5 protein-coding genes and 1 pseudogene are annotated in these 11,354 nt (G+C 76.1%); 1 reads left to right on the forward strand and 5 read right to left on the reverse strand.

Going from position 1 to position 11,354, the window contains the following annotated elements:
* The first annotated feature begins 89 nt into the window (after positions 1–89).
* Positions 90–347, forward strand: a complete 258-nt coding sequence (locus AF335_RS25545) for a mycoredoxin (RefSeq protein WP_102920752.1) — start codon at positions 90–92, stop codon at positions 345–347.
* A gap of 69 nt (positions 348–416) precedes the next feature.
* On the opposite strand, the gene nudC is transcribed toward AF335_RS25545, so the two are convergent.
* From nudC to AF335_RS25575, 5 genes and pseudogenes are all read right to left on the reverse strand, one after another.
* On the reverse strand, positions 417–1,364 hold the full coding sequence (nudC, locus tag AF335_RS25550; protein WP_102920753.1) for an NAD(+) diphosphatase: 948 nt from the start codon (positions 1,362–1,364) through the stop codon (positions 417–419).
* A gap of 55 nt (positions 1,365–1,419) precedes the next feature.
* Complete coding sequence (locus AF335_RS25555) at positions 1,420–2,820, reverse strand: dipeptidase (protein ID WP_102920754.1); 1,401 nt, start codon at positions 2,818–2,820, stop codon at positions 1,420–1,422.
* Between the two features lie 47 nt (positions 2,821–2,867).
* Positions 2,868–6,715: pseudogene (locus AF335_RS25565) on the reverse strand (UvrD-helicase domain-containing protein).
* 44 nt (positions 6,716–6,759) lie between these two features.
* Positions 6,760–10,587 carry a UvrD-helicase domain-containing protein gene (locus AF335_RS25570; RefSeq protein WP_102920756.1) on the reverse strand — a complete coding sequence of 1,276 codons (3,828 nt, stop codon included), beginning with the start codon at positions 10,585–10,587 and terminating at the stop codon, positions 6,760–6,762.
* Positions 10,588–10,817: 230 nt separating this feature from the next.
* Entirely contained in the window at positions 10,818–11,213 is a 396-nt protein-coding gene (locus AF335_RS25575; protein ID WP_280524645.1) for an MGMT family protein, read from the reverse strand.
* Positions 11,214–11,354 lie beyond the last annotated feature (141 nt).

The raw sequence follows: 11,354 nt of genomic DNA on the forward strand, positions 1-11,354 counted from the left end.
GAGCCGGTCGTACTAATACGGGAATGGCTGGGGATAGGTGCGCGTTCTACCACCGGAACAACACCCATGACCGAGGAGAGCGAGGGCGCATGTCGGGCACCGTGACGATGTACAGCACGACCTGGTGCGGTTACTGCCGGCGGCTGAAGAGCCAGCTGGACCGCGAGGGGATCACGTACAACGAGATCAACATCGAGCACGACGCCGAGTCGGCGGCCTTCGTCGAGAAGGCGAACGACGGCAACCAGACGGTCCCGACGGTCCTGGTGACCCCGGTCGGCGGCGGCACCCCGGTCACCATGACCAACCCGTCCCTGGCCCAGGTCAAGCAGGCGCTCGCGTCCTGACGCGCGCCACGGCCCTCAGGTGACCGGCGGGGGCGCCGACTCCGTGGAGTCGGCGCCCCCGCCGTCGTGTCAGCCCCAGGCCGGGCTCTGCGGCAGCGGCTCGCCGTACCAGAGCTCCAGCAGCCGGGCCGCGATGGAGATGCCCGTGGGCGGCAGCACCTCGCCCGAGGCGAAGGCGGCGCGCAGGTCGTCCCGCGAGAACCAGCGGGCCTCGTGGATCTCCTCGCCGTCCACCTGGATGTCGGCGGAGGTGGCCCGCGCCATGAAGCCGAGCATCAGGCTGGACGGGAAGGGCCAGGGCTGGCTGGCGACGTACTCCACGTCGCCGACGACCACGCCCGCCTCCTCGGCGACCTCCCGGCGGACCGCCTGCTCGATGGACTCGCCCGGCTCCACGAAGCCCGCGAGCGTCGAGAAGCGGCCCTCCGGCCAGTGCATCTGCCGGCCCAGCAGCGCCCGGTCGGCCTCGTCCGTGACCAGCATGATCACGGCCGGGTCGGTGCGCGGGTAGTGCTCGGCGCCACAGGCCGGGCAGCGGCGAATGTGGCCCGCGGCGGCCACCACCGTGCGCTCGCCGCAGCGCGAGCAGAAGCGGTGCAGCCGCTGCCAGTTCTCCAGCGCGACCGCGTGGACGAGCAGACCGGCGTCGCGCGGCGAGAGCAGCAGCCCCGCCTCGCGCAGCCCGGCGGCCCGCGCCGACTGGTCCATCCGGCCCGGCAGCGCGTCCTTCTGGAGCGCGAAGTAGGCGATGCCGTCCTCGTCCTCGCCCAGGAAGTAGCGGTGCGTCTCCGTCACCGGCGCCTCGAAGGCGGGAGTCATGACGAGCTCGGTGCGGCCGTCGGGGGTGTCGTCGATCAGGGCCTGCCCCCCGGAGACCACGAACACCCGCGTGGAGGGGTGGCTCCAGGCGGCGGCCAGCCACGCCTCGTCCAGGCGGTGGTGCGCGGCGCGGTCGATGCCGCTGTCGCCGCTGAGCGTGATGGGCCGGGCGGCGGCGAGATCGGTCCAGGTGGTCACGGTTGCTTCCAACTCCCCCTGCGAATGGTGGTGGTACGTCAACGGCGGTGGCGCGCTAACGGGCGCGCCCGGTCTCCGCGAGGTCGGACCAGAGGTGGGCGGCGGTCTCGACGCCCTTCATGAGCAGGTCCAGCTCGACCTTCTCGTTCGGTGCGTGCCAGCCGTCCGAGGGCACCGAGATGCCCAGGAACAGCACCGGCACGCCCAGCACGTCCTGGAGGTCGGCGGCGGGGCCCGCACCGCCCTCACGGGTGAAGAGGATCTTCTGCTCGAAGGCGCGCTCCATGGACCGCACGACGGCCTGGAGGTACGGGTGGTCGAGCGGGGTCAGGCAGGGGCGGGTGGCGCCCCAGAAGGTGATCTCGTGGCGGATGCCCTCCGGCAACCGGTCGGCCACCCACTGGCGGACGGCCCGCTGCACGGCGTCGGCGTCCTGCCCGGCGACGAGCCGGAAGGACAGCTTCAGCTGGGCGCTGGACGGCACGATCGTCTTGCCGCCGGGGCCCTGGTAGCCACCGCTCATGCCGTTGACCTCGGCGGTCGGGCGGGCCCAGATCCGCTCCAGGACGGTGCTCCCGGCCTCGCCGAGCGAGGCGTGCGAGTGGGCGACGCGCAGCCACTGCTTCTCGTCGAAGGGCAGCTGGGCGAAGAGCTCGCGTTCGTGGTCGGTGAGCTCGACGACGCCGTCGTAGAAGCCCGGGACGGCGACCCGGCGGTCCTCGTCGTGCAGGGCGGCGACCAGCCGGGCGGCCTCGGTGGCCGGGTTGGGCACGGCGCCGCCGAAGGTGCCGGAGTGGATGTCCTGGTCCGGGCCGTAGAGGTCGATCTGGCAGTCGGTGAGGCCGCGCATGCCGGTGCAGACGGTCGGGGTGTCCTCGGACCACATGCCGGTGTCGGAGACGATCACGGTGTCGCAGGCGAGCCGGCCGGCGTTCGCGCGGACGAGGTCGGCGAAGTGGGCCGAGCCCGACTCCTCCTCGCCCTCGATGAGCATCTTGAGGTTGACCGCGGGGGCCGTCCGGCCGGTGACGGCCAGGTGGGCGCGGACACCCAGCGTGTGGAAGAAGACCTGGCCCTTGTCGTCGGCCGCGCCGCGGCCGTACATCCGGCCGTCCTTGATCACGGGCTCGAAGGGCTCGGTGTGCCAGCCGTCCTCGCGGGCGGCGGGCTGGACGTCGTGGTGGCCGTAGACGAGCACGGTCGGGGCGTCGGGGTCGCCCGAGGGCCACTCCGCGAACACCGCCGGGGCGCCGTCGGTCTCCCAGATCTCGGCCGTCGGGAAGCCGGTCCCGGCCAGCTTCGCCACCAGCCACTCCGCGCTCCGGCGGACGTCGCCCGCGCGGGCGGGCTCGGCCGAGACGGACGGGATGCGGAGCCATTCGGCGAGGTCGTCGAGGAAGGCGGCGCGGTGGCCCTCTATAAACGCGCGGACGGCGCTGTCCGGTGAGTCGCTCATGGCATCGAGCCTATCCGGACACGCGGCGTGACCATGACCGGGCTTGCTCAAGACCGCTCCCCCATCAGGAGCTTCTCCAGACCCGCCCGGTCGGGGAGACCGGCGGGGTGGACGGTCTCCCCGTCGCGCACGTAGACGAACGCGGCCGTGACCGACGACAGGGGCAGGCCATGGAGTTCGGCCCAGGCGACGCGGTAGATCGCGAGCTGGAGGGGGTCCGCGTCCTGGGTGCGGCCGGTCTTCCAGTCGACGATCTCGAAGGTGTCGCCCTCGGGGCCGTGCTCGCGGTAGACGGCGTCAATGCGGCCGCGGATCACTCGGCCCGAGAGGGTGAGCTGGAAGGGCACCTCCACGCGGTGCGGGGTGCGGCGGGCGTACGGGGTGCGCTCGAACGCCTCCTTGAGCGCGGCGAGGTCCCGCTCGTCGGTGATCTCCGGGACCTGTCCGTCGTACGCGTCGTCGCCGGCGCCCGGCAGTTCCTCGGGGCCGAGCAGGGGCAGCGGCAGGGCCTCGAAGCGGGACTCGACCCAGGCGTGGAAGCGGGTGCCCCGGCGCGCGGCGGGCTGCGGCGGGCGGGGCATGGGCCGGGCGAGCTCCCGCGCGAAGCCGTCCGGGTCGGCGGCGAGGCGGACCAGCTGGGTGGCGCTGAGCGACGACGGCAGGGCGACGTCGCGCACGCGCGCGCGTGCCCTGCGCAGCTCGCCGGCGAGGGCGTCCAGATCACGGTCCCAGGAGCCGGCCAGCCGCGCCTCCTCGGGCGTGAGGGAGCCGCCGGCGGCCGCCCGGGACGGCTCGGCCGGCGCCTGCCGGGGCGCGGGCACCGCGACGGCGGGGGCGGGGCCGGCGATGCCGGCCCGGAGACCGGGGCGGCGGGCGGCACGAGGCCCGGGGCTGCGGCGACCGCGGGCATCACGACATCCGGGACGGCCTCGGGCGCGGGCGGCACGACCCCGGGCTCCAGGACGGAACCCGACGCGGCAGCGGGCACGGGCACCACGACGTCCGAGGCGGCCACCGGCGCGGGCGGCACGACCCCGGGCTTCAGGACGGAACCCGACGCGGCAGCGGGCACGGCCGCCACGGCGTCCGAGGCGGCCTCGGGCACGGGCGACACACCCCCGGGCTCCGGAGCGGCGGGCGGCACGAGACCCGACGCGGCGGCGGCCGCGGGCACCGCGGCATCCGGGGCGGCCACCGGCCGGACCGTCGTCAGGGCGTCCCAGTCGGCGAGCTCCGGCTCCTCCTCGAAGCCGGCGTACCCCTCGTACCCCTCGTGCGCCGCGTAGTCCTCGTACTCCGCGTCGTCCTCGGGCGGGGGCGGCCAGTCGGGGTCGTGGGCGGGTCCCGCCTCCCCGGGCGGCCCCGCGAGCGTCTCCCCCGCCCCGTCCCCGGGCAGCGCCGCCAGGCGGTCCAGATGGGCCCGGACGGCGGCCGCGGCCTCCTTACGGCGGGCGAAGGACGCCGGGTCCAGGGGCAGCGGCCAGGCGCGGTCCGTGTCCGCCTCGTCCAGGGCGGGGTTCTCCGCGCCCTCCTCCGGGGCGTCGGCCCAGACCTCGATCTCGCCGTGGCCCGCCTCGCAGTGGGCGCGCAGGTCCTCCAGGAAGTCCGACGGGCCGCGGGGCCTCTTCTGGCTGGGGCCCCACCAGTGGCCGGAGCCCAGGAGCAGCGACCGGGGGCGGGTGAAGGTGACGTAGCCGAGGCGGAGCTCCTCGATCCGCTGGTGTTCCTTCATGGCGGCCTTGAAGGCGGCCATGCCCTTGGCGTCCCAGCCGCCCTCCCCGGCCTCGGGCAGGGTGTCGGCGTCGCCGCGCAGGGTGTGCGGGAGGACCCTGGCCTGGGCCGTCCAGGACTCGCGGGCCTGCTCGCTGGGGAACGTCTTGGTGACGAGGCCGGGGACGGCGACCACGTCCCACTCCAGGCCCTTGGACTTGTGGGCGGTGAGGACCTTGACGGTGTCCTCGCCGCCGGGCAGGGAGCTGTCGAGCCCCTTCTCGTACTGCGCGGCGGTGCGCAGGAAGCCGAGGAAGGCGAGGAGCGTGGCCTCGCCGTCGACGGCGGCGAAGCCCGCGGCGATGTCCAGGAACTGCGCGAGCGTCTCGCGGCGGCGGGCGGCCAGGGCGTGCGGCGACGCCGAGAGCTCGACCTCCAGGCCCGTGGTGGCGAGCACCCGGTGGAGGACGTCCATGAGCGGGTCGGCCAGCGCGCGCCGCAGGTCGCGCAGCTCCGCCGCGAGCCGGGCGAAGCGGACCCGGGCCTCGGCCGAGAACGGCAGGCCGTCGTCGGCGCCCTCGGCCGTGAGGAAGGTGTCGAGCGCGTCGGCGAGGGAGATCACCTCGGCGGGGTCGACGCCTTCGACGGCCTCGGCGAGCCGACGGTCGGGGTCGGATCCCGTGCTGCCGTAAGGCACGAGCGTACGGGCGCGGCGGCCGAGCAGTGCCAGGTCGCGGGCGCCGATCCGCCAGCGCGGGCCGATCAGGAGCCGGACGAGCGCGGCGTTGGCCGTGGGGTCCTGGAGCACCTCGCAGACGGCGACGAGGTCGGCGATCTCCGGCAGGTGCAGCAGGCCGGAGAGGCCGACGACCTCGACCGGCAGGTCGCGCTCCACGAGCGCGGCCTGGATCTGCGCGAAGTCCGCGGCGGTGCGGCACAGGACGGCGATGTCGCCGGGGCGGGTGCCCGTGCGCACCAGGTGGGCGAGGGAGTCGGCGAGCCAGTCCAGCTCCTCGGCGTGGGTGGGCAGCAGGGCGCAGCGCACCACGCCCTCCCGCTCGGCGCCGGGGGCGGGCCGCAGCGCCTCGACGCCCTCGTGGCGGGCGCGGAGCTCGGCGGCCAGGCCGTTGGCCAGGTCGAGGAGACGGCCGCCGCTGCGGCGGTTCTCGCTGAGCGAGAACCGCCGGGCCGGGCTGCCGTCGGCGTACGGGAAGTGGAGCGGGAAGTCGTCGAGGTTGGCGACGGAGGCGCCGCGCCAGCCGTAGATGGCCTGGCAGGGGTCGCCGACGGCGGTGACGGCGTGGCCGGTGCCGCCGCCGAAGAGGCCGGACAGCAGGAGCCGCTGGGCGACGGAGGTGTCCTGGTACTCGTCGAGGAGGACGACGGCGAACTGCTCGCGCAGGATGCGGCCCACCTCGGGGCGGGTGAGGGCGAGCTCGGCGGAGCGGGCGATCTGGTCGCCGAAGTCGAGCAGATCGCGGCGGGCCTTCTCCCGGCGGTACGCCTCCACCAGCTCCAGGAGTTCGAGGCGGGCGCGGGCGGCCTCGGGGATCTTGCGCAGGTCGGCGTTGGAGAGCCGGGCGCCCTCCAGGGCGGCCAGCAGGGCGGTGTCGTGGGCGCGGAGCTCCTCGGGCCGTACGAGGTGCTCGGCGAGCTCGCCGTCGAGGGCGAGGAGGTCGGGCACCAGGTCGCCGAAGGAGCGGGTGAGCGCCGGGTGGGGGCCGGGCGAGGCGCGCAGGACCCGGGCGGCGAGCTGGAAGCGGGTGGCGTCGGCGAGCAGGCGGGTGCCGGGCTCCAGGCCGATGCGCAGGCCGTGCTCCTTGAGGAGCCGCCCGGCGAAGGCGTGGTAGGTGGAGATCTGGGGGTCGCCGGGGGCCTGGTCGGGGTCGGCGGGGACCTCGGAGCCGGTGACGCCCGCCTCGGCGAGGGCCTTGCGCACCCGCTCGGACAGCTCGCCCGCCGCCTTGTTGGTGAACGTCAGGCCGAGGACCTGCTCGGGGGCGACCTGCCCGGTGCCGACCAGCCAGACCACCCGGGCGGCCATGACCGTGGTCTTGCCGGATCCGGCGCCGGCCACGATGACCTGCGGGGCGGGCGGCGCGGTGATGCAGGCCGTCTGCTCCGGGGTGAACGGGATGCCGAGGAGCTCCTTGAGCTGCTCGGGGTCGGTCAGGCGCGGGGTCACGGCATCAACGCTAACGGGCCCCACCGACAGCGGGTCGTCGCGCGTCATTCGACGATCTGCCGGCCCTCGGGGCGGGCGGAGCAGGAGGCGCGGAAGGAGCAGTGGGCGCAGTGCTGGCCGGGGCGCGGGGAGAAGCGCTCCTCCAGGACCCGTCCGGCCGCCTCGGCGAGCAGGTCGCCGATCCATTCGCCCGCGCCGATCGGCTCCTGCGCCTGGACCTTGGGGACGGTGTCCCCGCCGTCCCGCTTCGGGGCGCCCTGCCGGAGCTGTACGAGCTCGGCGCCGCCCGCGGCGGGCCGGGCGCCGCCGAAGAGGTCGTCGACGGCGCCGTGCTCGACGGCGAGCTGGTAGACGGCCAGCTGCGGGTGGTGTTCGACGTCGGCGGCCGACACCGGGTTCTTGCCGGTCTTGAAGTCGACGACGTAGGCGCGGCCGTGCCGGTCGGCCTCCACGCGGTCCATGGAGCCCCGGATGCGCACGAGGTGGTCGGCGGTCTTCAGGGTGACGTCGAAGGAGTGCTCGGTGGCGACGGCCGCCCGGCCGCCGCGCTCCATGACGTGCCAGCGCAGGAAGCGCTCCAGGGCCGCGCGGGCGTTCTCCTTCTCCTGGGTGGACTTCCAAGGGGCGTCGAAGGCGAGCGCGTCCCACACGGAGTCGAGGCGCTCCATGAGGACGGCAAGGTCGGCCGGGGTGCGGCCGGAGGCGACCTCGTCGGCGAGGACGTGCACGACGTTGCCGAACCCCTGGGCGGCCGTGGCCGGGGCGTCCGCCTTCACCTCACGGCCGAGGAACCACTGGAGCGAGCAGGAGCCGGCGCCGCCCGCGAGCTGGCCGAGGGCGGAGCCGGACAGGGCGAGGGGGTGGTCGCGGTCGCGCAGCGGCACCTCGCTGTGCGTGGGCGCGTGCAGGCCCCACCAGCGGTCGGGGTGGGCCGCCGGTACGAGCGGCTGGCCCTCCTCGTCGCGCAGCGCGGCCAGCCGGGCGAGCCGTTCGGCGGCGGCGGCGCGCAGGGCGTCCGAGGCGGCGGGGTCGACCGTGGTGGCCCGCAGCTCGGCCACCAGGGCGGCCACGGCCAGGGGGCGGCGCGGGCGCTGGGTGACGTCGACGGGTTCGGTACCCAGCTCGGCGAGGAACCGCGACGGCTGGTCGCCGTCCTCGGCCGCCGCCTTGACGGCGGTGACGACCAGGCGTTCGCGGGCGCGGGTGGCGGCCACGTAGAACAGGCGGCGTTCCTCGGCGAGGAGCGCGCCGGGGGTGAGCGGTTCGGCGAGCCCGTCCCGTCCGATGCGGTCGGCCTCCAGGAGCGAGCCGCGGCGCCGCAGGTCGGGCCAGAGGCCCTCCTGGACGCCCGCGACGACGACGAGCCGCCACTCCAGGCCCTTGGAGCGGTGGGCGGTCATCAGCCTTACGGCGTTGGGGCGGACGGCTTTGCGCGTAAGGACGTCGGCCGCTATGTCCTGGGCCTCCAGTTCGTCCAGGAAGTTCAGGGCGCCCCGGCCGCCGGTGCGGTCCTCCGCGCGCGCGGCGGTCTCGAAGAGCGCGCACACGGCGTCCAGGTCGCGGTCGGCGTTGCGCCCGGCGGCGCCGCCCCGGTGCGCGGCGCCCTGCAGGCGGTCCGGCCAGCGGGTGCCGTTCCACAGCGCCCAGAGGGCCTCCTCGGCGGTGCCGCCGGCCGCGAGGATGTCGCGGACGCGCCGCAGGAGCTTGCCGAGGACCTGCGCGCCCCGCGCGTAGGAGCGCGCGTGCGTGGCGAGCCGCTCGGGCTCGGCGAGGGCCTCGGCGATGAGCACGTCGGACGGCCGGGGCACGTCGGCTCCGGCGGCCCGCTCCTCGTCCCGGAGCGCACGGCCGAGCCGCCGCAGGTCGGCGCCGTCCATCCCGCCGAGGGGGGAGGTGAGCAGGGAGAGCGCGGTCTCGGCGTCGAGCCAGGGCGTCCCGGCGTCACCCGCCGGGCCGCCTTCTCCGGGGGACGCGTGCCCGGCGTCGGGCCGGTCGGCGACGTCCGGGGCAACCGGGGCGACCGGGCCGTCCGGGCCGTCCAGGGCGTCCGGGCCGTCCGGGCCGTCCAGGCCGTCCAGGCCGTCCGAGGCGTCCGAGGCGTCCGAGGCGTCCGAGGCGTCCGAGGCGTCCGAGGCGTCCGAGGCGTCCGAGGCGTCCGAGGCCGGTGTACCACCGGCAACGCGGTCCGCGCCACCCTCCCGGTGAGGTACCTCAGAGGCATCGGGCGCGCCGCTGACGCCCTGGTCGTCCCGGCCGGGCGCGCCGGAATCGCTGTCCGCCGGAGCCGCCTCGCCGTGCGCACCGACGGTTCCCGCCCCGCCCGCCCCACCCGCCCCGCCGACGGCGGGAACCGCCGTGCGGCCCGCGTCCGCCGGCCGACCGGCCTCCGGTCGGCCGTCCACGGCCGCCCCGGCGGAGGGCTCCCCTGCCGAACCCCCCGCACGAGCCCCCGGAAGCGCCCCTTCGGGCACCCCCGCGGGCGCCCCGGCCTCCGCGACCGCCCGCAGGGCCGTCAGCAGCGGGGCCACCGCCGGTTCGTGGCGCAGGGGGATGTCGTCGCCGTCGGTCTCCACGGGGACGCCCGCCGAGGTCAGGGCGCGGCGGAGGGACGGCAGGGAGCGGGCGCCGGCGCGGACGAGGACGGCCATGTCGTGCCAGGGGACGCCGTCCTCCAGGTGCGCGCGGCGCAGGACGTCGGCGATGTTGTCGACCTCGGCGCCCCCGGTCGGGTAGGTGTACGCCTCCACCCGGCCGCCGTCGCGCACGGCGGCGAGCTCCCGGTGGGCGCGTACCGCCCGGGCGGGGAGGCGGGTGAGCGGCATCCGGCGGGTGAGCAGCCGGGTGGCCGTGAGGACGTTCGCGGCGGAGCGGCGCGAGGTGGTCAGCACCTCGACGGGTGCGGGGGTGCCGTCCCGGCGCGGGAAGGCGTCGGGGAATTCGAGGATGCCGTTGACGTCGGCGCCGCGGAACGCGTAGATCGACTGGTCCGGGTCGCCGAAGGCGACCAGCGTCCGGCCGCCGCCCGCGAGCGCGCGCAGCAGCCGCGCCTGGGCGGCGTCGGTGTCCTGGTACTCGTCGACGAAGACCGCGTCGTACCGCAGCGCGAGGTCCGCGGCGACCTCGGGGCGCTCGGCGAGCAGCACGGCGCGGTGGACGAGCTCGGCGTAGTCGAGGACGCCCCGGGCGTCGAGGACGTCCAGGTACTCCGCGAGGAAGGACGCGGCGGCGGCCCAGTCCGGGCGGCCGGTGCGGTGGGCGAAGTCGCCGAGCGCGCCGGGACCCAGCCCGAGCTCGCGGCTGCGGGCGAGGACGGCGCGGACCTCGTCGGCGAAGCCCCGGGTGGTCAGGCAGGCGCGCAGTTCGTCGGGCCAGGTCACATGGGCGCGCCCGGCCCGCTCCAGCTCGGCCTGGCCGGCGAGCAGCTCGCGGACGACGGTGTCCTGCTCGGGGCCGGACAGCAGGCGCAGCGGGTCGATGAAGAGGTCCACGTCCTGGTGGGCGCGGACCAGGGCGTAGCAGTACGAGTGGAAGGTCGTGGCCCGCGGCCCCTGGATCCCGCCCAGGCGGCCCAGCCGGTCCGCCATGCGGTCGCGCAGCTCGACGGCGGCCTTACGGCTGAAGGTCAGCACGAGGATCCGCTCCGGGTCGGTGCCCCGCCGCACCCGCTCCGCGACCGCCTCGACCAGCGTGGTCGTCTTCCCGGTGCCCGGTCCCGCGAGGACCAGCAGCGGCCCGTCCCCGTGGTCAACCACGGCGCGCTGGCGTGCGTCCAGCTCAGGAGGGGCCGTGGGGCCCGGCCGGGTGCGGACGAGCCGGTACGTACCCGTGGGGTGCGGCGGGCGGGTCGCGCCGGGCGAAAGGGAGGAGCTCACGTGGGTTGCCGGTCCTGGTGGGGGTGCGGAGGGTCGTGCGGCGGAGGGTGCCGGAGGTCCGGGCGGGGGACCTGGGAGTGACGGCGCCTACCGACGCTACGCCAGCCGGGCCCCGGGGCGCAGGGCGTCCGGGGACCCGGCGTACGGCTGTCGGAGACTCACCCGTTCGGGTAAGCCCTTGGGGGGAGCGGCCTCGGGGTGGTCCCACGGCACCCCGGCGGCGGATCCTGTCAGGTGTGAGGAGTCACATCGGGGTCGCCGTCCCACCGCGCCCGTGCCATGGCGAGCCGGGGCAGGTGTCCCTCGGCCGCCCGGCCGGCCGCCCGCAGCGGGGTGCCCTCGTCGCGGTAGTGGGCGAGGGCACGCAGCTCGTGGCCGGGCAGCAGGGCGCCGTCGGCGCGCACCACCCGCCACCACGGCACGGCTCCGCCGTAGAGCGCCATGACCCGGCCCACCTGCCGGGGCCCTCCCTCGCCCAGCCACTCGGCGACGTCCCCGTAGGTCATCACCCGGCCGGGCGGAATCAGCTCGGCGACGGCCAGCACCCGCTCCGCGTACTCGGGCAGCTCACCGGGCGCCCCGGAGGCGCCACCGTCCGCTCGTACGTCCTCGCTCATCCGGCCCATACTGCCGCACGGCACGGACACCGCACGGCCCGCAGGCCCCTCCGGGCGCCCTCGAAGATCACCCAGAGTGCGTCTTCGCACTACAGGGCGTACGATCCGGAGTCCGCGCCCCCGAAATGCACCCTGATGCCCCCTCGCCCG

Source organism: Streptomyces eurocidicus, from assembly GCF_002891295.1.
GTDB classification, from domain to species: domain Bacteria; phylum Actinomycetota; class Actinomycetes; order Streptomycetales; family Streptomycetaceae; genus Streptomyces; species Streptomyces eurocidicus.

What these genes read in the sequence shown, in the direction of transcription:
- AF335_RS25555 (WP_102920754.1), bottom strand. Translation starts at nt 2,820, where the DNA reads ATGAGCGACTCACCGGACAGCGCCGTCCGCGCGTTTATAGAGGGCCAC.
- AF335_RS25545 (WP_102920752.1), top strand. Translation starts at nt 90, where the DNA reads ATGTCGGGCACCGTGACGATGTACAGCACGACCTGGTGCGGTTACTGC.
- AF335_RS25575 (WP_280524645.1), bottom strand. Translation starts at nt 11,213, where the DNA reads ATGGGCCGGATGAGCGAGGACGTACGAGCGGACGGTGGCGCCTCCGGG.